The sequence below is a fragment of the Laceyella tengchongensis genome, assembly GCF_900182735.1.
Lineage (GTDB): Bacteria > Bacillota > Bacilli > Thermoactinomycetales > Thermoactinomycetaceae > Laceyella > Laceyella tengchongensis.
The window spans coordinates 671,647-695,580 of the sequence record NZ_FXTU01000001.1; the positions used below are offsets into that span (position 1 = coordinate 671,647).

General features: G+C 49.1%; 22 protein-coding genes and 1 pseudogene. 16 read left to right on the forward strand and 7 right to left on the reverse strand.

The window, feature by feature from the left end:
• Nucleotides 1-312 precede the first annotated feature (312 nt).
• From QQZ12_RS03260 to QQZ12_RS03280, 5 genes are all read left to right on the forward strand, one after another.
• The gene (locus tag QQZ12_RS03260; RefSeq protein ID WP_284723969.1) at nt 313-759 is read left to right on the forward strand and encodes a protease complex subunit PrcB family protein; all 447 of its coding nucleotides are present in this window, start codon (nt 313-315) and stop codon (nt 757-759) included.
• Between the two features lie 43 nt (nt 760-802).
• A complete protein-coding gene (locus QQZ12_RS03265; RefSeq protein ID WP_284723970.1) occupies nt 803-1,174 on the forward strand; it encodes a hypothetical protein in 372 nt (123 codons plus the stop codon).
• 345 nt (nt 1,175-1,519) lie between these two features.
• Entirely contained in the window at nt 1,520-2,209 is a 690-nt protein-coding gene (locus QQZ12_RS03270; protein ID WP_284723995.1) for a futalosine hydrolase, read from the forward strand.
• Nucleotides 2,206-3,057, forward strand: a complete 852-nt coding sequence (locus QQZ12_RS03275; protein ID WP_102991986.1) for a 1,4-dihydroxy-6-naphtoate synthase — start codon at nt 2,206-2,208, stop codon at nt 3,055-3,057. Before QQZ12_RS03270 ends, QQZ12_RS03275 begins: the two co-directional genes overlap by 4 nt.
• Before the next feature lie 314 nt (nt 3,058-3,371).
• Complete coding sequence (locus QQZ12_RS03280) at nt 3,372-6,047, forward strand: S8 family serine peptidase (protein ID WP_284723971.1); 2,676 nt, start codon at nt 3,372-3,374, stop codon at nt 6,045-6,047.
• A 72-nt stretch (nt 6,048-6,119) separates the two neighbouring features.
• On the opposite strand, the gene QQZ12_RS03285 is transcribed toward QQZ12_RS03280, so the two are convergent.
• The gene (locus QQZ12_RS03285) at nt 6,120-7,181 is read right to left on the reverse strand and encodes an endonuclease/exonuclease/phosphatase family protein (protein WP_284723972.1); all 1,062 of its coding nucleotides are present in this window, start codon (nt 7,179-7,181) and stop codon (nt 6,120-6,122) included.
• A gap of 323 nt (nt 7,182-7,504) precedes the next feature.
• Here QQZ12_RS03285 and QQZ12_RS03290 point away from each other — a divergent pair, with 323 nt between their 5' ends.
• Nucleotides 7,505-7,753: a hypothetical protein gene (locus tag QQZ12_RS03290; protein WP_284723973.1), complete on the forward strand. Its 249-nt coding sequence runs from the start codon at nt 7,505-7,507 to the stop codon at nt 7,751-7,753.
• Nucleotides 7,754-7,804: 51 nt separating this feature from the next.
• Here the strand turns inward: QQZ12_RS03290 and QQZ12_RS03295 are convergent, their stop codons facing one another.
• Nucleotides 7,805-8,224 (reverse strand): hypothetical protein, encoded by a 420-nt coding sequence (locus QQZ12_RS03295; RefSeq protein WP_022735978.1) that lies wholly within the window; start codon nt 8,222-8,224, stop codon nt 7,805-7,807.
• Between the two features lie 532 nt (nt 8,225-8,756).
• On the opposite strand from QQZ12_RS03295, the gene QQZ12_RS03300 reads away from it, so the two are divergent.
• Both QQZ12_RS03300 and QQZ12_RS03305 read left to right on the forward strand, forming a co-directional pair.
• The gene (locus QQZ12_RS03300; RefSeq protein WP_223248055.1) at nt 8,757-8,999 is read left to right on the forward strand and encodes a cysteine-rich CWC family protein; all 243 of its coding nucleotides are present in this window, start codon (nt 8,757-8,759) and stop codon (nt 8,997-8,999) included.
• Nucleotides 9,000-9,128: 129 nt separating this feature from the next.
• Entirely contained in the window at nt 9,129-9,959 is an 831-nt protein-coding gene (locus QQZ12_RS03305; protein WP_102993795.1) for an aldo/keto reductase, read from the forward strand.
• Nucleotides 9,960-10,131: 172 nt separating this feature from the next.
• Here QQZ12_RS03305 and QQZ12_RS03310 read toward each other — a convergent pair.
• A pseudogene (locus tag QQZ12_RS03310) lies at nt 10,132-10,567 on the reverse strand (hypothetical protein).
• 454 nt (nt 10,568-11,021) lie between these two features.
• Here QQZ12_RS03310 and QQZ12_RS03315 point away from each other — a divergent pair.
• Nucleotides 11,022-11,456: a hypothetical protein gene (locus tag QQZ12_RS03315; RefSeq protein ID WP_284723974.1), complete on the forward strand. Its 435-nt coding sequence runs from the start codon at nt 11,022-11,024 to the stop codon at nt 11,454-11,456.
• A 274-nt stretch (nt 11,457-11,730) separates the two neighbouring features.
• Here the strand turns inward: QQZ12_RS03315 and hmpA are convergent, their stop codons facing one another.
• On the reverse strand, nt 11,731-12,957 hold the full coding sequence (hmpA, locus tag QQZ12_RS03320; protein WP_106341957.1) for an NO-inducible flavohemoprotein: 1,227 nt from the start codon (nt 12,955-12,957) through the stop codon (nt 11,731-11,733).
• A 118-nt stretch (nt 12,958-13,075) separates the two neighbouring features.
• Complete coding sequence (locus QQZ12_RS03325; protein WP_102991992.1) at nt 13,076-13,762, reverse strand: Crp/Fnr family transcriptional regulator; 687 nt, start codon at nt 13,760-13,762, stop codon at nt 13,076-13,078.
• Nucleotides 13,763-14,037: 275 nt separating this feature from the next.
• Between QQZ12_RS03325 and metA the strand changes: the two genes are divergently transcribed.
• Nucleotides 14,038-14,955, forward strand: coding sequence for a homoserine O-acetyltransferase MetA (gene metA, locus QQZ12_RS03330; RefSeq protein WP_284723975.1), 918 nt, complete (start codon nt 14,038-14,040; stop codon nt 14,953-14,955).
• 263 nt (nt 14,956-15,218) lie between these two features.
• Nucleotides 15,219-15,431, forward strand: a complete 213-nt coding sequence (locus QQZ12_RS03335) for a hypothetical protein (RefSeq protein WP_102991994.1) — start codon at nt 15,219-15,221, stop codon at nt 15,429-15,431.
• 60 nt (nt 15,432-15,491) lie between these two features.
• Here QQZ12_RS03335 and QQZ12_RS03340 read toward each other — a convergent pair whose 3' ends face one another.
• Nucleotides 15,492-17,108: a M20/M25/M40 family metallo-hydrolase gene (locus tag QQZ12_RS03340; RefSeq protein ID WP_102993796.1), complete on the reverse strand. Its 1,617-nt coding sequence runs from the start codon at nt 17,106-17,108 to the stop codon at nt 15,492-15,494.
• A 129-nt stretch (nt 17,109-17,237) separates the two neighbouring features.
• Nucleotides 17,238-17,792 (reverse strand): spore protease YyaC, encoded by a 555-nt coding sequence (gene yyaC, locus QQZ12_RS03345; protein WP_284723976.1) that lies wholly within the window; start codon nt 17,790-17,792, stop codon nt 17,238-17,240.
• A gap of 191 nt (nt 17,793-17,983) precedes the next feature.
• On the opposite strand from yyaC, the gene QQZ12_RS03350 reads away from it, so the two are divergent.
• The 5 genes from QQZ12_RS03350 (at nt 17,984) to QQZ12_RS03370 (ending at nt 23,804) form a co-directional block, all read left to right on the forward strand.
• Entirely contained in the window at nt 17,984-18,928 is a 945-nt protein-coding gene (locus QQZ12_RS03350) for a hypothetical protein (protein WP_284723977.1), read from the forward strand.
• A 126-nt stretch (nt 18,929-19,054) separates the two neighbouring features.
• Complete coding sequence (locus QQZ12_RS03355; protein WP_102991996.1) at nt 19,055-19,627, forward strand: GNAT family N-acetyltransferase; 573 nt, start codon at nt 19,055-19,057, stop codon at nt 19,625-19,627.
• 313 nt (nt 19,628-19,940) lie between these two features.
• Nucleotides 19,941-21,707, forward strand: coding sequence for a B12-binding domain-containing radical SAM protein (locus tag QQZ12_RS03360; RefSeq protein WP_102991997.1), 1,767 nt, complete (start codon nt 19,941-19,943; stop codon nt 21,705-21,707).
• Nucleotides 21,708-21,993: 286 nt separating this feature from the next.
• Nucleotides 21,994-22,806 carry a YitT family protein gene (locus QQZ12_RS03365; protein WP_029071762.1) on the forward strand — a complete coding sequence of 271 codons (813 nt, stop codon included), beginning with the start codon at nt 21,994-21,996 and terminating at the stop codon, nt 22,804-22,806.
• A gap of 176 nt (nt 22,807-22,982) precedes the next feature.
• Nucleotides 22,983-23,804, forward strand: a complete 822-nt coding sequence (locus QQZ12_RS03370; protein WP_102991998.1) for a DUF5412 family protein — start codon at nt 22,983-22,985, stop codon at nt 23,802-23,804.
• Nucleotides 23,805-23,934 lie beyond the last annotated feature (130 nt).

Below are 23,934 nucleotides of genomic sequence, written 5' to 3' on the forward strand. Positions count from 1 at the left end.
GGAGTGCGTTTGCGGTAAGTCGTTAAAGCCAGTGTAAAGCGACTGGTGTAAGGGGAGAATAAATAGCAGTGTAGAGATGGGGTTTGTGTGAAAAATATATATAGATTTTTAGTATTAAACTTCTTCGTGTGGAAGTGGGTTTTAATCAGATTGGGGAAATGCAAAGGAAAAGTGAGGTTTTAGTGGGTGACAGGGGTGTTGCCTGCTTTTTATATTGTATATCATATTTATTTTTATTATATTCTATATGCAAATATTCAGCTAAGTATGTTATTATAGAGGAGGAATAAATTTTAGAAAGGGGTTTTAAATATGGATGGAAAAAGAATGAGAGTTTGTTTGCTCGCTTTCTTGATGGTCACCGCGTTGTGGGGAGGGATTCCGTCCAATTCTTACGCGTCTGCGGAAGAATCACTCGAAACCTCGTTTAAAATTGTAGAAAATATTAATTATTTGCCAAATGAAGTGAAAAACAAAGTACAAGAACTTCAGTGGCGGGTTACTGATGGACATGCATTGGTTCATAAAGATGGAATCGCTTACGTGATCTTGTCCTTGGGAATTCGGCCGACAACCGGCTATACGATCGAGGTTGATAGTGTTGTCCGGATCAATGACACTCGGTTGCTCATTTGGGCTAATGAAGTTAAGCCGCAACCTCATGCCGTGGTCTCTCCGCAATTGACCAGCCCCGTCCAAGTCCTGTCAATGCCTGATCCTTTCCACAAGATTAAGCATGTTTCCGTGTGGATTAATTGAATAGAATCACATTCACCTTATTTATTTGGTTGGAGGAAAGAGCATGAATAAGTGGTTGGTATCTGTAGCATTGGTTTTAGTGAGCATATGGGGGCAAGTGTCCATGGTCGGAGCGCAGGAGCATGTGGCGCCGATGCAAGCAGCAGTCGGCCAGTCGGGTGATGCCGCCTGTGAGAATGGACGGCTGCAAGCGTCAGTAGTTGATGGAGGAGCGTCAGTTCGTGTTGCGCCGCGTGTGGATGCGGAGGTGGAACTTACGTGGCCGAGAGGAACCATCCATGGTTTTAACGGGATAGTAAAGGGTGATTTGGTAAACGGATCAAATGTTTGGTACTTCTTTAACACATTTATGGGTTTCCGCTATATCCATGCTTCTGAACTGCAAAACATCCAATGCATAAATTACGCAAAATGAATTGGCTGTTGCCCCTGTGACTGTACGCCTAAAAGACCCTCGCCTTGACTAGGGTGTGTCTGGCAAATCAAGTTGGTGGGAAGAAGCGGCGGAAAAACCTTTTCTCGAGGAGCGCCTCGCCAAGCGTGAAGCGAATGAGAAAATGGTTTTGGAGCCGCTGGCCTATTCAACAGACACGCCCTAAGGCGGGGCTTTTTTATTGCCCAATATCGGGTGTGAATGGTTGATGGCAGGACTGGTACGGCAAATGCAGGAACGCGTTTCGCATGATTTGATGTCATGGCGTATCCCCTTTATAATTAGGAAAGCTAAATAAAGGAGATAGTGCAAATGAATCTTGATCAGATGCAAGAATCGCCTACAGTGTTTCATGCCGAGAAGCAGGGAGCAGGCATGCGCGTGCTCGTGGTCACCGCTGTTTCAGCTGAAAAAGAGGCAGTGTTGCGTGGGATCGGCGACACCGCAAATTTTCGTGTATTGGCTGCTGGCGTCGGTCCCGTTGCAGCCGCTATCGGCACAGCGACGGCATTGGCTACCGACAAGTACGACCTAGTGATCGCGGCTGGCATCGCTGGGGGGTTCAAAGGCAGAGCCGAACTAGGCTCGCTTGTAGTGGCGGATGAGATCGTCGCCGCCGATTTGGGAGCGCAGTCACCAGAAGGTTTCCTCAGCTTGGACGAGCTTGGCTTTGGTTCAACCCTGTTTCGGGCTGACGGAGACTGGATGAGACGAGTCGTTGAGGCTTTGCACAAGGCAGGATTGCCGGTCACCACTGGTGCGGTACTTACTGTGTCAACGGTGACGGGCACGGCAGAGACTGCCGCCGAGCTAGTTGCGCGGGTGCCAGGAGCCACCGCTGAGGGGATGGAAGGATTTGGTGTGGCCGCCGCAGCGAGCCGTTGCGGTGTGCCAATTCTTGAACTGCGCGCCATCTCCAATCCTGTCGGCCCGCGCGACCGGGATGCTTGGCGAATCAGTGAGGCGTTGGAGGCGTTGACTGCCGCCAGCTCAGTACTACGGGAGGTGTTGACATGAAGATCGCTTTTTCTCCTTGTCCCAATGACACTTTTGTATTTCACGCCTGGGTGCATGGATTCGTGCCGGGCGCGCCGCAATTAGACGTCACGTATGCTGATATTGACATCACCAACGGGTTAGCCGCCGAGCCGGGCGGACCGGATGTGTTGAAGATATCGTGTGCGGCCTTGCCGTGGGTGATGTCAGAATACGCCTTGTTGCCGTGCGGGGGGGCCCTAGGAAGGGGTTGCGGGCCACTGGTGTTGACGGCCGGTGAAGGAGATGCCTGTCAGCCGGCGATGTTGTCAGGGCGTAGGGTGGCTGTTCCCAGTGAGCGTTCTACCGCTTATCTGCTGTTTCGGCTGTGGGCGGCTCAACAGGTGCCCGGAGGCGTGGGTGAGATTGTGGTAATGCCGTTTCATGAAATTATGCCGGCAGTGCGTGACGGCGCAGTCGATGCTGGCTTGGTGATACATGAAGCCCGTTTCACTTACCCGACATATGGTTTGAAACAGGTGGTCGACTTGGGGCAATGGTGGGAGGAAGACACCGGCTTGCCGATTCCACTGGGGGCGATTATCGCCCGGCGCTCTCTCGACGTTGAGGCCATCGCAGGCTGGCTCCGGGCGTCGGTCGAATACGGCTGGGCGCACCCCGACGCTTCACGGGAGTACGTGTTGCGCCACGCGCAAGAGTTGGATCCGGAAGTGGCCCAAGCGCACATCAATCTATATGTAAATGAATACACGGCCAATTTGGGCGAGACCGGATATGCGGCAATCAATGCTTTGCTTGGCCGGGCCGCACAAGAAGGGCTGGTGCCCAAAATAGATCCGGCAGCGCTTTCATTTCCGCAAAGAGCCTGATAGAAGCGGTACCTCCCTAGGCTTACAGGACGCGTTTTCCACCCCCGTCAACGATGCATGGCGGGGGTGTTTACATGACCAACGAGATTGTCTGGGGCGCCAAGAAGGGAAAAAGCAACAAATTTGTTAACAACAAACTTTCGTAGCATTTATGTAACGATTTCGAAACAACTTTTCCCAGGTATAGATTTATACTTAATTTAAATTTAAAAATTTTTATAAAGGTGGTGATTAAAGAGAAAAGGTGAACTAGTTGTCTGTAGGATGAACATTTTCATTTATTAAAATGTTTGATTATACGGAGGGGATTCACCGTGAAAAAGCTTATCCCTTATGTATTGTGTGCCACTCTTGTGCTGGGAACGGGGGGATGGGGGAGTCTGGCTGTCGTCGCATCGCCTACTCCTCATGTTGCGGCAGCAGCGCAAAAAAATAAATTGGCGCCGGGTGTGGTTGCCAGCAAAGGGAAACAGGCTTCTGTCATCATTGAGATGAGCGAAGCGCCAACCGTGGTGTACAGTTCTTTGTCTAAAACCAAGAAGGTGCCGGCAAAAAGCGAAGGGGAGTATCGCAAATACTTGGGCCAAAAACAAAAGCAGTTGATTGCAGAAATGAAAGAACGCTCTCCTGGCCTGAGGGTGAAACGTACCTATGATACGGTCTTCTCGGGCATGGCTGTCACCCTCAAAGGGGATGACTTGCAAAAAGTGGCCGCTTTGCCCGGTGTGAAACGCATCCACCCCATACGTACTTACAAAGCCTTGATGTCTAAAAGTGCCCCGCTGATCGGAGCACCAGATGTTTGGAAGATGCACGATGGCCGAAAACAGGCGGTCACCGGCAAAGGCATCAAAGTTGCTGTCATCGATTCGGGCGTGGATATGAATCACCCCGATCTGAAAAAGAATATGATTGGCGGATATGACTTTGTAGAAAATGACAAGATTCCGCAGGATGAAGTGGGGCATGGCACCCATGTCGCCGGCACCATCGCGGCCAACGGGAAAATCAAAGGGGTGGCTCCCGAAGCATCCCTGTTGGCTTACCGGGTATTGGGGGCGCATGGCGGTGGAACCACGGACTGGGTTATCAGTGGGATCGAGCAAGCGGTCAAAGACCGAGCCGATGTGATGAACCTCTCTTTGGGGATGGATGTCAATGTGCCGGATGAAGCGGTATCTCAATCCCTTGAACGGGCCATCAAAAAAGGGATTGTGGTCGTTGTTGCCAACGGCAATGCGGGTCCCGCTACCTGGAGTGTCGGAGCACCTGCCGCATCCCCCAATATTATCTCCGTCGGGGCTTCAACGAAGATCATTCCTTCCCCGGTTGTGCAGGTAGTCGGGGACAACAAGAAAATGGAGACCAATTTAATCACTTCATCGCCCCAGTTTCCATTGAAGGGAACGTATCAGCTAGTAGATGCAGGAAAAGGTAAAAAGTCTGACTTCAAAAAAATCGATGCCAAAGGCAAGATCGCATTGGTTCAACGGAGCGGTGATGATGTACAGTCGGTTGCCGAAAACGCCAAACGAGCTGGAGCGGCGGCTGTAATCATCTATAATCACCTCAAAGGTGACTGGTTTGCCATCCCGATGGAAACAGATGAAAATGGCGAGCCGGACACGAAGCGCTTTGTGCCAATCGTGACGATTTCTGGCGGTTTTGGCACCCACATCAAGAATCAGCTAGCTGCTGGCAAAACAGAGATCAAGCTCAGCTCAGTCAAACGGGAAAAAATGGTCGACTTCAGTTCGCGCGGACCGGCCAACGGCATCTGGGACGTTAAGCCGGATGTGACAGCACCCGGTGTCGACATTGTAAGCACCTTGCCCCGTTCCTTGGAGAAAACGGGATATGGAAAAATGAGCGGAACAAGCATGGCTACCCCGCACGTGGCTGGAGCTGCCGCATTGCTTTTGCAGAAGCATCCCGACTGGAATCCGGAACAAGTAAAATCGGCCTTGTCCAATACGGCGGTCGAGTTGAAGGATACGGAGAAGAAAGAGTATTCCCCCATTTCGCAGGGAGCTGGGCGTATCGATTTGCCCAAGGCGATCACTACACAATCCCTGGTCGTTTCAAACCGCCTCAGCTTTGGTTTGTTACAGCCCAAAACTGGGGTGAAGAAGATCGATCGAACCTTACGGGTAGAAAACCTGTCTGGTAAAGCTAAACGCTATGCCGTACGGGTAGAGCTAGACAATGGCAAAAAAGGGATTCGCGTGACTGTTCCGTCCACCCTAGTAGTTGGTGCTAAATCACAGGGGCAGGTACCGGTGACGATGAGCTTCAACACTTCCTTGCCCCGCGGGATTTACACGGGAGCCGTATTTTTGAAAGATGGAAAACAGGAATTGAAGGTTCCCTTCATCGCTTTGAATGAACCGAAGGGCTATGAAGTCATCACCAGTTTGGGACAATCTGCATACATCATCTCACCAAACGGCAAAGATGAACACAAATTTACGCTCTTGACGTACTATTTGGCTGTGGCGCCATCATCGTTGAAAATCACCGCCGAAAGCTCGGAAGGCGGGAAAAAGTATCTGCTTTATCAAACCAACAATCCGGCCGCTGGCTACACGGATTGGATGTGGGATGGGAAAGACAGCAAAGGGAAGAAGTTGCCTGATGGAGATTACGCGATTATCGTCGAATGCGAATACTTGGGGAAAAAAGCGGAAGCCAACTTCTTCGTCCTCATCGACACCAAAGCCCCAGTCATCACCGAATTAACAGCCGACGCCGATCAACTGTCGGGCAAAGTGAAAGAAGCTTGGCTGGAAGAGGTAAGCTGGCGTCTCGCTGGAGAGAAAGATTGGCAGATCATCGAAGATGTGAACTATGTTGAAGACGGATTATTTGAGTTCCATCATGCGTTTACAAAGGGCCAATTGAAACCCGGCAAAAATTTGATCATCGTTCGAGTGAAAGATTCTGTGGGTCATGTGACCACCAAAAAGGTGGAAATTGAATTGCCACAGTGACACGGGCAGGAAAAAAGCCGCTGACATCCGCCAATTAGGCGGGCCGGCGGCTTTTTTCCATGCTTTGCTTAGTTATTTTAATACAAATTCGGCGGTAACCGGATTGTGGTCACTGTATTCAAATTGAAGCGAATGGCCGTACACACGCTTCACTTCCACATTGGATGAGATCAAGAAACCGTCGATGTTGGACTGAAAGTTGATTCCCTGCTTAAAAGGGAGTGCCAACGTTCTGGATGTGGGAACACTGCCATCTGCCACCCAAGTAAACCCTTTTGGCAGAAAGTCGGACGGGATCGTTTGCATCCACTCAGGCCAAGATTCTTTTGCTTTAAACCGTTTGGGGGCTGTGCCAGGGATCAGATGGTTCCAGTCTCCACCCAGAATCAGATAGTTTCCCGCTTGCACATGGCGCTGCATAAATTCTTTCAAAAAGGCTAGTTGTTGTTTTCTTACTTTTCCGCCTTTGTCGAAGGCAGACAAATGCAGGTTAACTAGGATCAATTCTTTGCCATTTTCTAAGGGGATCCGATTTTCCATGATACACCGGTCCAAGTCGAATGGTTGTTGTGGCCAATCTTCCTTGCCATACAGGGAGAATCGGGTGCTTTGCTTCAACTGGTACTTGGATAAGGTGACCAGTCCCCCATTGACAGAACCCATGGGGTCGAAGACGGGCACTGGCACCCATGATACCAAATAATTTTGTGCAAACACCAATCCATAGTCTGGAAGATGTTGCCGCATGGCGGCCTGTTGGTTGATATGATAGCTTCGGGATGAGTCCACATCCACCTCTTGCAATAGATAGAACGAAGAAGCTTCCCTTTTCAAAAAGGAAAGAATCTTGCTCAAGTTTTTTGCCGTTTGCTCTTTACTGGCGGCGCGGGAGCGGGTTCCTCCATCCATGAAGAAGTCTTGGTCTTTGTCCAAGCCGGCGTAGCCGATGTTAAACGTGGTTACCGTGAACGGGACACCAGTGGTCAATTTCTGGCTCGCGTTATTGATGACGGTGAGGGGCAGGGCCGGTTCAGGTTCATAATCGGTTAGCGTCACATACAACAAAAAAGCGCCAAAACACAGCAAGACCAGGGAGCAGAACAAAGCCAATCCCCATAACGCCTTTTTTACCATTGCGAATCCTCCCAGTTGTCGCTCTATGCGGATTACATATCTCTATTCTTTTTGTAGATATGATCTCTATGTTTAAGAATACTAAATTGTATCAAGCAATTGAATTATTTGTCTGATGAAAAAACGTTTTTTGGCGCTACTAGGGCAAAACGGTGAATGATCCATGTCATTTGCGTGAGCCTATTGAATTGCGTTGGCCGTTTATCGCATAGTAAGAAGGGAGGGGAATGAATCGATCGATCATTCCGTCATATAAGAAATGTATAAAGGTAATCATGATCATTTTACACACCCCAAACAGAAAAAATGATGGGGGGCTTGACATGAGATTGTTTAGTGGGCATCAGCAGCAGAGGAGAAAGCAAAGTGATGCGAGTAAAATGTCCCTGTTTGCGGGGTACAGCGGGGATGATTTTGATCAAAAGTATCTTGAAATTTTAGACAGAAAGAGAATGCGGTTGCAAGCAGAAGCAAAACGGCTTCAAGAAGCGCGCCAATCCGAAGAAGATGAATATCAGCGCAAAATTCTTGAAGCCATCCAGTTGGCCAATCGGGGAAAACGGAAACGCTGATGGGGTGACCGGTTTTTGTAAAATGTGGGCTGAGGGGGATCCTCAGCCTTTTTATATCAATACGTTTTTTTCATTCATCGGGATCAGGTTGGCTTCCATCAACCATTCAAATACACGGATGATTTCCAACCATACATTGCGGGCTTTTTTGTGGCCAAGCACGCTGGAAGCGATGGCGCAGTCTTCCATCCATTCTTTCAATTTGGCTGGCGTGGGCGGTTCTTCGGGATATTCCTCCCGATAAGATTGCAGCAAGATGGGTTTGATCTCATGATAATAATCGGCCAAGCACAACAGGAACTGGGTGTCACAATCCACATCATCCTTATACAGTTTGCGCTGTATACGTTCTTTGTCCTTGTGCCAATTCAACACAATCCGCTTTTTGGTCAGACTGCTCATAAATTGATTCAGTCTGCTCCGAAAAGGAATGCTCAATAACTGCAATTCTTCATTTGATCTAGTCGCCACTGCCATCTCCATCCTTTCACAGCTTGTCTTGTACTAATTACCACTTTTTCTTTGATTCCCCTTCAACCTACCCATTGTATATAAAATCGGCGAGAAAGGAAAAAGGATGGAAGATGGCGTTTCGGCGAGTGAATCGCTAGATTAGCATACCTGCAAGACGCAAAAAGCCGGGCTATATTACGTGCCCCGCTCTTTTGCATTGCTGACCGAAACCATGCGTGTCCATGCCGCCCGCTACGAGGATGATTCTGAAGCGGGAGGTGGGGTCGGCCGGTTTTTTTCTTTTTCACTCGGCAGCATCCGACCAAAAGGGTGAAAGCCAGGCCGAACAAGAGTGCTTGAGATCGGCGCTTACCTGAATGCATGTTTCTTTCCTCCAGTTTTTCTTTGAATGTGATGAGGTTGTTGCTCAATTGTGACGTGTCTTATTCTGAAATAGTTGCAAAATATTGTGTGACAGGTTGAAGACAGTGACAGAATGGCTGCTGGTAAGGGAGAGGAACGACCGAGTGTTTGTCGGTGGTACCGGGCGATGGGAGAAGATAAGAAAGGATGTGGAGAAATGGGTAGTGAAGTGAATCCGGCAACTTGTCCGCTATGCGGCAAACACAACCAGTGCGGCAATCTGGCGGAGCAGCGTATCAGTGACTGTTGGTGTAGAATAGAAGCGTTTCCTGCGGGTCTGCTCGAACAGGTGCCATCAGCGTACAAAAACAAGGCATGCATCTGCAAAGGTTGCCTAGACCGATATAAGCGTGGAAACTTGCCGGGATGAGCGGAACGCGCAATCGTACTTTGTGGGTCTGCCTTTCATGGGCAGGGAAGGGTGGGTATAATGTACTTGCTTGCCATCCCTGGTGGGCGAACCCGGGATGAATCAGAAGAATGGAAAGGAAGTAGAAGGATGGTGCGTCACATTACGGATCGTGTTTTGTTAAACAACGGGGTGGAAATGCCTTGGTTGGGTTTGGGGGTGTATAAGGCACAAGAAGGCAAAGAAGTGGAGCAGGCGGTGGAAACGGCTCTTCAAGTAGGCTATCGCAGTGTGGATACGGCGGCTTTCTACCATAATGAAACCGGCGTGGGCCATGCGCTCAAACAATCAGGTATCGCAAGGGATAAACTGTTTGTCACTACCAAAGTGTGGAACACGGATCAAGGGTATGAAGCCACGCTGGCTGCCTTTGACCGTAGCCGCAAAAAGTTGGGTTTGGATTACCTCGATCTGTATCTCATTCATTGGCCAGTGCCGGGCATGTTCCGAGATACATGGCGGGCCTTGGAGAAGTTGTACCGGGATGGCTGGGTACGAGCAATTGGGGTAAGCAATTTTCAAACGCATCATTTGGAGGAGTTGCTTGCTACCTGTGAAGTGCCGCCAGCAGTCAATCAGGTGGAATTCCATCCTTTGTTGACACAGGAGGAGTTGCGCGCCTTTTGTGGGCGGGAGAAGGTTCAGTTGGAAGCGTGGAGTCCGTTGATGCGCGGCAATGTTGTGAATCAGCCAGTGATTGTGGAGCTGGCGAAAAAATATGGGAAGACGCCGGCGCAATTGGTATTGCGGTGGGATTTGCAGCATGGGATGGTGACCATCCCCAAGTCTGTCACACCAAGTCGGATTGAGGAAAATGCAGACATTTTTGACTTTGAGATTTTGCCTGAGGATATGGCGCGACTGGATGGATTAAATCAAAATCACCGCTTTGGGCAACATCCCGACCATTTCAAATTTTAATGTGAAGCATGAATCCCCAGCTGGTTGAATCAGCTGGGGATTCTTTGATTTTGGTGAGTAGGCCCGTGCGTTCAGGATTTGGTTTTCTTCTTTTCTTCCACATAATCTTTGACCAAGTAAAAAAGGGTGATCACCACAAACAGAATGATCAGTCCGTTCGTGATAAACGGAGTCATGCCACTTCACTTCCTTTCTCTGATGCTTGACCCGTAGGGATGTTCTTCCAAAAAATCATCAACAGTTTCCGTCGGTCCAGCCACAAGAGCACGAGGTTCATGATGACTAACACCGTGCTGAGGTCATGCACACCGATATGGTAAAAATAGTTTACGAGCATGACGTTAAGGGCTACCGGGAAGTACATCACTGCCCCGAGCGTGGCAGTACGAGGGATGAGCAGGAGCAATGCAGGGATCACTTCCCCGAGACCGATAAAAAGCTCATAGGGGCGGGAATAACCAAAAAAAGCCCAAGTGATGGCGAATCCCTCCTTTTTGAGCAGCTACTTGGGTGATTTCATTTAAGGGGATGTGGCCGAATTGTCCAAAAACTAGTTTAACTCCTCCATATAAGAGAAAGATCATCGCCATAAACCAACGGAGCGTCATTGGGAACGATTTGCGCAATGCCCGCCATAAACGTTTCTTCACAGTGGTGCCTCCTGTTGCTTGATGATTCCATTCAATCTTATCTCTTCAAGTTGAATGGCAGATGAATCAAAGCTGAACAGAGGCTAAATTTTTGCGAAGGTGTGTTCCTATGCAAGTAGCATCAGTTTGGATGGTGCGAAAAGGGGATTTTGTGTGCAGAATACAGCATGACATGCGCTTTAAAAATGAATGGTTTACGAAACAAAGCTTTCGTGAACCAATAGACATGAAAAATAGCCTTAAATAAATGGTTTATTATGAATGGATGAAGGGTTGATTTTTTCATTTTCGGGTAAATGAAAATTCAGACCAAGCAGGGCCGGGCTGTTTGGACGAAGCAGTGTTCCATCCTAGGTAAAAACATTCCGGGTTGCTTTGTCTGCATTTTGGATGATCTCGTGGGAGGCCGCTAATGGAATTTATTCTTGGGTGTGTGGGGTTGTACACCTTGATTGGCATGGTTTACCCGAGCCGCTGGCATCGAAAACCGGTTATCCCTTTAGGGAAGTGGCGAATTGACCTAGGTCGGAGGAAGTGGAATGCGGCCATTTTCATCCTCGTGGTCATTTTGTCGGGGATCATTGGGCCAAGTTATACCCAATTGCGTTATGAACAAGACAAAGCGATAAAAATGAAAGCGCGGCTGGAGCAGTTGGAGAAAGAGCTGGATCAAAAAGAAGAGCAAATAGAGACGCTGCGCAAACAAGAGGAAGATTCAGCGGTTGCGTCAGAGGAGAATCAAACGCAGGAGGAGACGAATCGCGTTATATTGGATGATGAGGACGATGACGATGTCACGCTCAAACCGCGATCAAACACCAAGAAAAGCAAGGGAAGAGGAAAGTAATGCGGGCAAGGAGTGCTTCTCGCGTAGAATTATTGTAAACAATGGAGAGAATCGGTTCCAACTCGCACGCCAATTCTCAGCAAGCAAACGTCTTAGGCTGTATAGTAGATATTGATGGATTTGAAAAGGAGTCGGGTATCAGCGAGATTTGCTGTTGATAGTAACACAAAACGTCCTTGGCCATGCGTTCGGGCATAGCCAAGGACGATGCAAGTGTTTGTGGCATAGCAAGGAGAAAACAGGGGCATGTTGGCAAGTCAGCTCCAGACGGCATTTATTGCGTTGCTCCCATCGGTGCAGCAGCAGGTGGGGTCCATGCTCCGGCTGGGCCGAAAATTTCATGATGGATCGCGGCCGGAGCAATGCCCAGTGACAGAAGTGCTTGGTAGCAATCGCGCATGAACGCCGACGGCCCGCACAAATAGAAATGACCAGTGGACGGCAATACCGTTTTCAGCCACTCGGCGTCAATGAGCCCTTCTTTGTCATATAGCCGGTTCAACCGATCCGTGTCCGTAGGTTGAGAATAGCAGAAATAGTTTTCGATATGGGCATGGCTGTTGGCGATGCGGAGTACCTCTTCCCGCAGCGCATGTGTCTGGCTGTTGTGCGTGGCGTGAATATGGATGACTCGCTGTGAAGAGGGAGATTGGGCTAAGGCTTTGAGCATGCTCAACAGCGGTGTCAAGCCTACGCCGGCGCTGAGCAAGATGACAGGGGAGTCGGTTTGCTCCAGTGTGAACACGCCGGCTGGGGCGCTGACAGACAGCACACTTCCTTCTTCGACTTCTTGATGGAGATAAGTCGACACTTTGCCATTCTCTTCCTGTTTCACCGTGATGCGGTAATGTGATGCGTTGGGGTCGTCAGAAAGGCTGTATTGCCGGATGTGTGTGTAGGGATCGCCCGGAATCTCTACTTTGACACTAATATATTGACCCGGTAGGAAGGTGGCCAGCGGTTGGCCGTCTTTTGGCTCCAAATAAAAGGACGTGATGTGCTCACTTTCGCGCACTTTTTTGGTTACGACCAAATCCCGGAATCCACGCCAGCCACCTGGTTGCTGTTCGGCTTGCTGATACAATTCTTCTTCCATTTGGATAAAGAGGTCAGCGATGACTCCATACGTTTCTTGCCAAGCGTTCAGCATCGGTTCCGTCAGTTTGTCTTGTAACACGTCGCGCATGGCTAACAGCAAATTTTGGCCGACGATGGGATAATGCTCCGGTAGCACCCCGATGCTCCGATGTTTATGGGCGATGTGTTTCACTGTCGGCAGGATTTGTTCCAATTGTGTGATGTTCGCGGCCGCAGCATAGACGGCATTGGCCAAGGCTTGCTGTTGATGGCCTTTACGTTGATTGGCGTGGTTGAAGATATTCAGCAATTCGGGATGTTCGTTGAACATACGTTTGTAAAAATTGGCGGTGATTTTGTGCCCGTATTCACGTAATAAGGGGACAGATTCTTGAATCAGTCGAATCGTTTCCTTTTGTAACATGGAAAATCCCTCTCTTCTGATGTGTGTTCTCTTTTCATGGTAAATGGATTTGCCGAGGAAGTATGTGATAGATATCACAAATTATATGAACAAGCGGTGAACAGCACATCCAGGTTGTTCAAGAACCTACCCAATGGCGCAAGGCATCCAGATCCGGGATGACAAACTGATTCCGACCCATACGGAGCAACCCTTGTTTGCGAAGTTGACTCAAAAGCCGGCTGACCGTTTCACGGGTGGTGCCGATGGCGCTGGCGAAGTCCTGGTGGGTGAGCGGAATGTTGATTAAAATGGTGCCATCCCGATTTTCACCGTATTTGTCCGCCAGATCCAACAAAAAGGTGACCGCGCGCTGTTGTACATCATGGCCGACATACTCGTGCAATTGCTTTTGTAAATCTAAGATTTTGTTACCCATCACTCGCATGACCTTGACTGCCATGGTGGGATTAGACAGCATGACTTGTTCAAACGGTTCCACCGGGATGGATATCAACACAGTTTGATCAATGGTTTCAGCCGTCGCTGGGTAAGGGAGTTGGTTGAAGAAACCGGTGTGGGGAAACATGTCCCCTTGCCTGAGCAAACAAACAATTTGTTCTTGCCCTTGGTCGTCCGTTTTGTACGTTTTCACCATGCCGCTTTGAATGATGTAAATCGCCGTTTTAGCAGCACCTTCTCTGAAGATGATTTCTTTCTTGTGGCAGTGGCGGATGCCTACGATTTCCCACAGTTTTTCCAACTCAGCTTCCGTGAGGCCTTGAAACAAGGGGATTGCTTGCAATAATTCGATGGGATGATTCATGGTTGAGTTCCTCCTGAAGTGGAATGACGCTCGTATGCTCGATTATACACCGTGAAGGTGGCCAGAAGAAGAGAAGGGGGGAGCCTGATTGACTTTCCGCGGCGGAGATGAGGAGTTATGTTTTGGTTATTCACTTCGGCAAATTGCAGGTCGTTTCTCAATATTCGCAATCTATTTATTCCTCTTGCGTTAGGTGGTATGTTGGTTTACAAGTTTAATAACGAAACATTTCCCGCGAGCAAAATGCGCTCGAGGAGAAACGGGGGGAGAGTCTGGTGCCGATCAAAATTCCGGATAAATTGCCGGCAATCGATATTCTCAATCAGGAAAACATCTTTGTCATGGGGGAGCGGGATGCCTTTCGCCAGGATATACGCCCGCTGAAAATCGTCATTTTGAACATGATGCCCATCAAGATCACAACCGAAACCCAGATCCTACGCCTTTTGGGGAATTCGCCCCTGCAAGTGGAGATTGACCTGATTCATCCCAAGACGCACACCACCCGGCATACGCCGCCGGAACATTTGGCCATGTTTTATAAGACGTTTGATGAAATTCGACACCAAAAATACGATGGCATGATCATCACGGGCGCTCCTGTCGGCCATTTAGAATACGAAGAGGTCAACTATTGGGACGAGTTGCGGCAGATCATGGATTGGAAACTGCATCACGTAACATCCACTTTGCACATCTGTTGGGGGGCGCATGCCGCCTTGTACCATCATTACGGTATCCCCAAACACCGATTGCAAGAAAAGTGTTTTGGTGTGTTTGAGCATGTGATCTGTAAGCAAAACACTAAGCTGTTGCGCGGGTTTGACGATTGTTTCTACGCGCCGCATTCCCGTTTGTCCGAGGTGCGCAGAGAGGAGATCGAGAAGGTCGGGGAGCTGGAGATATTGGCAGAATCCCCTGAAGCGGGCGTTTATATCGTGATCAGCAAAGATGGGCGCCAGATTTTTGTGACGGGCCACTCGGAATATGAACTATACACATTGAAAGAAGAGTATGAACGAGACCAGGCCAAAGGGATCGATGTGCCGCTTCCTAAACATTATTTCCCACAGGATGACCCCAATCAGCAACCACTGCAACGTTGGCGCGCCCACGGGAACTTGTTGTTCTCAAATTGGCTCAATTATTACGTATACCAAGAAACGCCATATGATTTGAATCGAATTAAATGAGATTGCGCCAAACCGTCACTAGGGTGTGTCTGATGAAATAGGCCGAATAGGCCAGCGGCTCCAAAACCATTTTCTCATTCGCTTCACGCGTGGCGAGGCGCTCATCGAGAAAAGGTTTTTCCGCCGCTTCTTCCCCTCCAACTTGATTGGCCAGACACACTCTACTAACAACAGATAAAAAACAAGGATTTTTTGCGATAAATGAAACAAAATAGGAAGGTGTTCCGTCAAATATTGTAAAATGGTGAACGGAGTTGGCGCCGATGAGAGAATGGAGCCTGGAATGGATTGAGATCGGTGAGCCCGTTCGGTATGGTCCGTTTACAATTGACCGCTATGTGGCCGATGTGGAACTGCTGGGATGGATTATATACGAGCCAGGCAAACCTCCGTTTTTGACAAGGGATGTGCAAGCGGCGACGGAGTATTTGATGTCCCGTCAATTGGGCGAAATCGTGGATAAAGGGGAATATTGAAAACAAGCGGTCAGCCATGGGCTGACCGCTTGTTTTTTCAGGGTGATGTGGGCCAAGTGGTCAATCATCGGCTAGAAGCTGTTGAATGCATTCAGGCAACCATTTCATCATTGGATCAAATGCAAAATCGACATTGAGCCGCTCTGTCCATTGATGGGCGTCCCTGCCGACAGGGCCAAAGTTTAACACCGGCACATCGAGTTGTTGCAACGCGGCCAGCGGAATATCATAGCCGCGCTCCCATAGGGGCATGTTGTTCACCAGCGGGAGTAAAGTGGACAAGGGTCTTTGCAACCCCACATAACTCAGGTCAGAAATTCCCCCGAAATAATGCTGGTGTTTCAGCGCCACTCCATGCGTTTTTTGGGCTGTGTCGATCATATGAGCAACAACCCGTTTGATCAAGGGATGATCGCTCCTGTTTACCGCCGGATAATACGGGGGAGAGAAAAACAACACGATCATGGGAGCCATTTCTTTGCACAAGATAGCCAGTTCATCAACCATGTTTATCGTGGTTTGCCGTTGGTCTCCCGGATCGCTCCGGCGTACCGCTTCTTGCAGGGTTTGTTCCAAGCGGTTCTGGCCGTGCGTGCGCGCCGCATAGGCATAAAGTTGTTCATAAGTAAGCACGTTGATATCCGTTTCCGCCGGCGTGAACGTGCCAAACCGCTGCGCCTGCATGAGTACAGTTTCTTTGATGTCGGCCGCCACTTCCCGGGCGAGTGAGAGCAACTGTGTAACGCGTTCATCGATGCCTGTATCATATAAGAATAGATTGAACAAAGTGACTGCTCGGTGCGGGATTTGAACGGAGTAATCTTTTTTCAAATCCGTTTGCATCTGGTTGGTCGGGGGAGGCGTCACTTCCTCTCCAATCCTTTCGCAAAAGTCGGTGTTTAACTCCAGGGCGTTGGTGAGTTTGGAGGCCATGAAGTTGGCGTTTAACCCGGCAAAGGGTTCACCGACATGGGTTTCTTTGCCATAACACAGGAATCCAGGCAATACTTTGCCGATGGAACCGGTGTAAATATAGTTTGTTTCATCGCCGGGATAGCGGGTGAACATAGGTTCGGAGTTTAGGACAGCTCGGTAAACGAGTCCATGCCGTTCAGCCAATTCCAAAAGTTTGGGAACTGCCGCCCGCATCCCTACCGAATTGATCTCCTCATCAGGCACGGTCAACAACAACACGTTGCCGTCAAAGGCTTGATAACAAGCTTGTTCAATCATGGCCATGTGCAGGGCCAAGCCGCATTTCATATCCATGATGCCCCTGCCGAAAAGCCAATGACCGGTTTCGAGGTCGGCCCGGACCGTGTCGGGCAGGGTCTCCCGATTGTCGCGAAACAGGGAAGTGAGCGTCTTTGGATCAAACGCGTGTTGTTCCCATATCCCGTAATCGATTACATCCACAACATCGAAATGGCTGATCAAGATAACCGTTTTGCTCACATTGCTTGGATGTTTGACCAGCGCCGTCACAAATTCGCGCCCATCGCCGGTCGGATGGGTTTCGATATGATCGGGGTGGGCTTGGAAATAAGCAAGGGATCGTAGTTGTTGTGTCACCAATCCGGGAAGCATAATCTCTCCCGCACTGCCGGTGATGCTTGGAATATGGACTAGCTCGCATAAAAGATCAACCAATTGCGCCGTGGTTTGCCATTTTCTCATCATTCATCCGCTCCGTTTTCGACGATAGTTAAAAAGAATGTTTGCACATGGCCAAGCATAAAGATCTAGCTGATAATTTCAATGTATCAGGAAACATTCTCGAGGACAAATGTTGAGCCATACGCCACCTCAGCCGGGTGGCGTGCTATGGGCCGCGGCCACGGTTAACAGCGCGCGGCTAATTTTGGTTGCCATCTCATACGTCACATGGAATCGGGTGGTTTGTAGAATGTGAGAGGGCATAGCTCCGGTAGCGTTGACGATGCCCTTGATATAGATGTCCCCAACCGGTGGCAGTTTTTTGCCGACGCCTTTTCCCGGAATAAGTGCACCTTCCCCAACTTCAACCATGCCGACTTCTTTCTGTTTGCCTAGGCTGGCGTCGATGGCGATAATGAGTGGCGCGTTGGCGAGTTGTTTGATTTCGGCGACCGTTTGATTCAAGCTGAAAGCATGGACTGGTTGGGCCAAGGTGCCGCAGATTTGGATTTTGGGTGAAGGCGCTTCAGTTAGCAACGTGCCGACCAAGGGACCCAAGGTGTCGCCACTACTGCGGTCTGTTCCGATGCACAGGCATAGAAGCGGCCGATGGGAATGCGGCGCCAGCAACTCATCCAAGCGTTGGGTGAGGAGGGATACCGCATCTGGGTGATCGAAAGGGATTTGCCACTTTTCTTTCTCCATGAAAACCTCCAACAAAAACTTGATCCATCGCGCAGTCAGTTGGATCAGGCTCCTAAATATCGGTAATAGTTTATCATGTTCCTTTAAAAATGGATCAATTTTTTGTTGGTTTATAGGATATTCTCTTGTTGATATAAGAATTTATTAGTAAGATCGAAAAGTGTGACAATTGATTTAAAGGAGGAGAACGCATGGATTTTAGCCGATGGAAAACATGGATTTGTTGTGCGGCGGTGGTAGTGTGTACATCGGCCGTATGGCCCCAACCAGCAAAAGCGGCCGACGATTTGGACTTGGCTTATCGCTGGGCTCCCGTTCACTATCAGGATACGGATGATACTGACGCGGACGCCGATTACTTGACAGCGGTCGACTATGACGGAGATTGGAACGCCAAAAACAATTGGGAAAACCAAGACGACGATCTGAGCCGCCTGCGGGCGACTGTATACTATTCTGTCGTGGAGACTGGCACTCACTGGTATATCGTCTACAGCTTTTTTCATCCGCGTGATTGGGTGGATTATCCTGATTTCGGGCTGGACACACATGAGAATGATATGGAGGGAGCCATGGCGATTGTACGGAAGGATGGAAGCGTCTATGGCAAATTGGAAGGCATGGTCACCGTCTTCCACACCAACTTCTATTCTTTCACTCCAGCAGGCAGTCCGCTTACCGATGGGGAAGAGAATATTGACGGCCAATTGCGGATGGTGACTTATGACGGAGCGTTGCACCCGGCTACTTTCCAAGAAGCGAAGGGGCATGGACTGAAAGCGTGGAACGGTGGAGAATTCCCAGGTGGAGATGGTGTGATCTACTACCCAGATCGTTCAGTGGCAGAGGTGCCGGAGCATGGGAATGACCGCTATGTTAAATATCGGTTGGTGAACACTTTTGAAGCCGGGGGATTGTGGGATCACCGTTCAGACAGTCAAACCTTTGCCAGCTGGGGGACGTTTGCTGGAGACAATGGCAAGGATAACGCGGCCAACGCCGCATGGGGATGGGATGACAAAGATGATTCCGTCGCTCGTGGGGCCATGGCTACCGATCCCGCCCGACTGACCGATAGTTACTTCAATGGATTGGGCCAATTTAGTACCGATTATGTGAAAAACGCATACCGATAAAGCTAGATTTACGCACCACGCCCGGGTTGATCAAGGACCCGGGTTTTTTGACTTTCTCACCATTTCCCATTTATACTGTAAACCCGATGATTGGGAATATACGCAAAAAAAGGGCGGAGATGAGTCATGCTGTCAACAGAACGAATCACGATTCGCCGTTTGGAACGGGAAGATATAGAAGCGCTGTTGCAGTTGCGGGTGGCCAATCGGCAGTATTTGGAGCCGTTTGAACCAAGGTTTCCTGATAGTCATTTTACGATGGCCGGGCAACTGGAAGTGATTGAGCGCGATTTGGCGAAGTGGGATCAGGATCAAGGGTATGGGTTCGGCATTTTTCTAAATGAGACGGGTTCATTGATAGGCAGGGTCAATTTGAGCAATGTCGTGCGCGGGGCCTGGCAAAACTGCACTTTAGGCTATTTCATCGCCGAGGAGCAACAAGGAAAAGGATTGATGGTCGAAGCAGTGGGGCTGGCACTTCGTTTTGCCTTCAATGAAGCGGATTTGCACCGGGTGCAAGCGGCGGTGATGCCACGCAATCGACGATCCAGTCGGGTTCTTGAAAAAACGGGTTTCCGCTATGAAGGGTTGTCCAAACGATATCTATATATCAATCAGGTGTGGGAGGATCATCTTATCTATGCCCTGACCCGGGAGGATTGGGAGCAAGCGGAAAGGGAGAAGATAAGTGATGTGTGATTCGGGCATAAAAGAAGCCCTTGCCGTGACCGGCAGGGGTTTTCTTATGGAATCAGCCTTCCCCAAGGGCCTTTCTTATCGAGAATCGGGGCGAGTACGAGTAGGACCGGATCAAGACAGAGGATGATTTCAATCCGTACCCTCCATTTCTGCGTTAGCTATGTGCATGCTACAGCATATTCCGTGGCAGGGGCGGATGATGAAATATGGGTGGAGATTCCCTTTTTAACTGGGAACAGTGTAGAATAGGGGCAGGATTGTTTCCCGACGCGGAGACAATGGATTTGAGAACAAAGTGATGAGGTTGAATCGAATGAAAATCGCGCTAGCTACATTGAATGCAAAATATATCCACACCTCATTGGCCTTGCGTTATCTGAAGGCATACAGTGAGCGGGATTTTGAGATCGAGATTGTCGAATACACCATCAAGGACCCAGTGATGAACATTGTGTCCGACCTGTATGGACGACAACCTGATGTGGTGGGGTTCTCTTGTTACATCTGGAATATAGAAGAGACGATCACCGTGATCGACATGCTGAAGAAAGTGAAGCCGGATGTGAAGATTGTACTAGGAGGGCCAGAGGTCTCCTATGACACTGATTATTGGATGAAGCGTCTGCCCCAAGTCGACTTCATTGTTGTCGGGGAGGGGGAAGCTACATTTCACCAACTTTTGACCGAATTGCGCGGTGAGCAGAAGTTCCATTTTGTATTGGGTTTGGCCTACCGCGATGGGGACGAGGTACGGATCAACCCCCCGCGCCCCAAATTGGACTTGAATCACTTGCCATCTCCGCACCGTTTCCCGGAGGATGTGGCCCACTTGCCCAACCGTGTCGTCTATTTTGAGACGAGCCGGGGGTGTCCATTTAGTTGCCAGTTTTGCCTGTCCAGCATTGAAGTGGGTGTCCGTTATTTCGATATAGAGCGTACCAAACAAGACTTGCTCTACTTGATCAACCATGGTGCCAAACTGATTAAATTTGTGGATCGTACGTTTAATATCAAACGGGACTATGCGATGGAAATTTTCCAGTTTCTGATCGACAACCACCAAGGTTGCGTGTTTCAATTTGAGATCACAGCGGACATCATGCGCCCGGAAGTGCTCGACTTTTTGGCAGAGCATGCGCCGCCGGGCATCTTCAGGTTTGAAATCGGTGTCCAGTCAACCAACGATCCTACCAATTTGCTGGTGAAGCGGCGCCAAAATTTCACCAAACTCGCCCGGACGGTAACCAAAGTGAAAGAAAGCGGTAAGATTGCTCAACACTTGGATTTGATCGCGGGGTTGCCGTTGGAGGATTACACCACGTTCAAAAAGACCTTTAACGATGTGTTTGCCTTGGAGCCAGAGGAGTTGCAGCTCGGTTTCTTGAAGATGTTACGGGGGACGGGTATGCGCCATGATGCGGAAAAATACAATTACGTCTTCATGGAGCGGGCCCCTTATGAAATTTTGGGCAACGATCACCTGCCGTTTTCGGACATCGTCCGAATCAAGCGGGTGGAGGATGTTTTGGAGAAATATTGGAATGCCCACCGCATGGATCACACCATCAGCTATTTGATCCGGCACGAATTCCCATCGCCGTTTGATTTTTTCCAGGAATTCGGTGATTATTGGGAAGCGCGCGGATGGCGGAAGATCGGCCATCAGTTGGAGGATTTGTTTACGCGTTTGCGGGATTTTTTGCAACAGCGCGGAACCAAGCGGATGGATGTAATCCTCGGCTTGATGAAATATGATTATTACCTGAACCACAAACAACGTCCTCGCAAGGTTTGGTGGGATTTTAACATGGACAAGGCCACGCATGCCGACTTGTTGCGCCAGGCAGCTGAACAGCCGGGGCGCTTGTCGGACGAGTTTGCTTCAAACCGCTTGAACGAACGGGACTTGCATAAGCATGCCGTGGTGGAGATATTGCCGTTTGATTTGGATGCTTATCTCGCCACTGGCCGCGTGTTGGAGCAACGAACCGCCTTGTTTGCGGTATATCGGCCAAAGGGCGGGGAGCCGGTGCGTTGCTACACGATGAAATTGGATGAAGGCGCGGTACGATTGGCTTAGCTCTCTAGCAGTTTTTATACAATTAACATCAACAACAAAGCCCCTCTAAACGGAAAAGAGGGGCTTTGTTGTTGAGCGCGGTGTTCATGTTTATCCGGCAACGCATGTAGGAAACCTGATAGTATAGCGCGGCGCAGGTGTGGCTGTATTCATACAAGGTGTCAGAGAAATGACCGTGGAAATGTGTACGATGTGACATGTCGATGGTGCTGTGCCGGTGGTATACTCATGGATGGATTTGATAACAAAAGGATTGGAAAAAGTGGTGGATATGGTTAAACTGCGTGTGATTAATTTCGTGAACATCTTTCTGTCGTCCGTGTTGATCGCTTTCGCTTGGAATATGTTTTTGCTGCCACACAAGATTCTGAGTAGCGGCGTTGCGGGCATCGCGATGATGTTGGCGCTAATTACGCCAATCAATACGGGGATTATCAACTACGCCCTCAATCTTCCGCTGATGGTGCTCGGATTTTGCAAGTTGGGCAAGCGGTTTATGTTTTACACGATTTTTTCGGTTACTGTCACATCGATTGCCTTATTGTTGATTCCCATCAAGGCGATTTCGTCAGACCCTATTTTGTCTTCGGTTTTCGGCGGCGTGCTGGCCGGGATCGGCACGGGTTTGATTTTTAAATCTTCCGGTTCGACCGGTGGATTCGACATTATCATCTTTATGTTGACGCGAAAAAAAGAGCTTCCGGCGGGAATGCTCATGTTTGCGTTAAATGCGATTGTCATCTTTGTGGCTGGCTTTGTGTTTGATTGGGATAGCGCATTGTACACGATGCTGTCTATTTTCGTTTCCGGCAAAGTCATTGATGCGATTCATACCAAACACCTTAAATTAACATTGATGATCATCACCGATAACGGTGAAAAGGTAAGAGAGCACCTTATTTCTAAATTGGTTCGAGGCATTACGATCATGGATGGTGAAGGTGCCTATACGCGTGAACGGCGTAAAGTGTTATTCATGATCATTTCCCGCTACGAACTGGCTGGTGTGAAGCGCTTGATCAAAGAAATCGATCCCAAAGCATTTGTCAATGTCATGGAGACAGTTGAAGTGATGGGATATTTTCGCAGAGACGGATAGCGTGAGGCAACCCCTTCAGTCCCGTTCCTAGGGCATCAAGGGGTTTTTTCTTTGCCGTCAGCCGACGCGGCAGAGATTTTTTACGGCTTGCAAAAAAAAGGAATATGCCAACTGCGGGGCGAAAAATGGTGAATGGTGAAGATTGATCGGACAATTTTGTCAAAGGAGGGCGACCCGTGGAGGCAGTTTACGCACAAAGCAGTCGGCAAGCAAAAGGGTTTTCATCCTTTGGTCTTCATATGATCAGAAAAGGATTCTTTTGCTTTTTCCTGTGGCTGGTTTTGAGTCTGATGATTATCGCATATCCGGGACACTCCATTCATTGGAGCGTCATCATCCTGTCCTATTTTTTCTTTACCTATGGCGTGATATTTCCACTCACGTTTTGGATCGACTACTTGATTCTGTTAAAGCTTAGTCCCAACCGAGCCATCTTGTCCTTGGCGACGCATCTGGTGGTGTCCCTTTTTTATTTGGTGGTTTTGTACCAAGGGGATTTCTTGCTGAAAATGTTATTTTTGGCCGGTTTCATGGCATATTGGTATGCCGATTATCACTTCAGGATTCCATTCTCCCATTGGGTTCAAGAACGGACGGAGGACTGGGATCGGCGGGTGACGAAAGCGATCACCGTCTTGGGGGCGGTCGGAATGGGGGCTGTGTTCCTGTTCACCCAGCCTTTTTTTGTGTTGACACTCATCGCCCATGATGATGTGATCAAGGAAGTGGATTCCCCGGACGGCAGGTATCGCTTGACCATCGCCGTCAATCATGCTTCCAGCCTCACGACCAAGTGTTTGGCCAGGGTGAAAGTATCGAGCAATAAGAATCCCTTTCGCCCATCAAAAGAGATATATATTAAAGAAAATGAATGCTGGCCGGATGGAACCTGGCTGAATAACCGTACGGTTCGAATCGAAGGGAGAAGAGTAGATATTTTCACCGATCAGGTGAGGGGAAGAGAAGAAGAGGCAGATGTGGTACCGGATCGGCGTTAGGTTGCGTTTGTGGCAATCTATCCGATGCCTCTAAAATCGATATTCGGCGCGTTGCCGCTTTTTTTTTTTGCATGCGTATTCATGCGATGATCTGCTACCAGGATACAAAAACAGCCGGGTGGGAGATATT

Excerpts from the sequence above, each read along its gene's own strand:
- QQZ12_RS03260 (WP_284723969.1), top strand. The coding sequence starts at position 313 with ATGGATGGAAAAAGAATGAGAGTTTGTTTGCTCGCTTTCTTGATGGTC.
- QQZ12_RS03265 (WP_284723970.1), top strand. The coding sequence starts at position 803 with ATGAATAAGTGGTTGGTATCTGTAGCATTGGTTTTAGTGAGCATATGG.
- QQZ12_RS03270 (WP_284723995.1), top strand. The coding sequence starts at position 1,520 with ATGCAAGAATCGCCTACAGTGTTTCATGCCGAGAAGCAGGGAGCAGGC.
- QQZ12_RS03275 (WP_102991986.1), top strand. The coding sequence starts at position 2,206 with ATGAAGATCGCTTTTTCTCCTTGTCCCAATGACACTTTTGTATTTCAC.
- QQZ12_RS03285 (WP_284723972.1), bottom strand. The coding sequence starts at position 7,181 with ATGGTAAAAAAGGCGTTATGGGGATTGGCTTTGTTCTGCTCCCTGGTC.
- QQZ12_RS03290 (WP_284723973.1), top strand. The coding sequence starts at position 7,505 with ATGAGATTGTTTAGTGGGCATCAGCAGCAGAGGAGAAAGCAAAGTGAT.
- QQZ12_RS03300 (WP_223248055.1), top strand. The coding sequence starts at position 8,757 with ATGGGAGAAGATAAGAAAGGATGTGGAGAAATGGGTAGTGAAGTGAAT.
- QQZ12_RS03305 (WP_102993795.1), top strand. The coding sequence starts at position 9,129 with ATGGTGCGTCACATTACGGATCGTGTTTTGTTAAACAACGGGGTGGAA.
- QQZ12_RS03315 (WP_284723974.1), top strand. The coding sequence starts at position 11,022 with ATGGAATTTATTCTTGGGTGTGTGGGGTTGTACACCTTGATTGGCATG.
- hmpA (WP_106341957.1), bottom strand. The coding sequence starts at position 12,957 with ATGTTACAAAAGGAAACGATTCGACTGATTCAAGAATCTGTCCCCTTA.
- QQZ12_RS03325 (WP_102991992.1), bottom strand. The coding sequence starts at position 13,762 with ATGAATCATCCCATCGAATTATTGCAAGCAATCCCCTTGTTTCAAGGC.
- QQZ12_RS03335 (WP_102991994.1), top strand. The coding sequence starts at position 15,219 with ATGAGAGAATGGAGCCTGGAATGGATTGAGATCGGTGAGCCCGTTCGG.
- QQZ12_RS03340 (WP_102993796.1), bottom strand. The coding sequence starts at position 17,108 with ATGAGAAAATGGCAAACCACGGCGCAATTGGTTGATCTTTTATGCGAG.
- yyaC (WP_284723976.1), bottom strand. The coding sequence starts at position 17,792 with ATGGAGAAAGAAAAGTGGCAAATCCCTTTCGATCACCCAGATGCGGTA.
- QQZ12_RS03350 (WP_284723977.1), top strand. The coding sequence starts at position 17,984 with ATGGATTTTAGCCGATGGAAAACATGGATTTGTTGTGCGGCGGTGGTA.
- QQZ12_RS03355 (WP_102991996.1), top strand. The coding sequence starts at position 19,055 with ATGCTGTCAACAGAACGAATCACGATTCGCCGTTTGGAACGGGAAGAT.
- QQZ12_RS03360 (WP_102991997.1), top strand. The coding sequence starts at position 19,941 with ATGAAAATCGCGCTAGCTACATTGAATGCAAAATATATCCACACCTCA.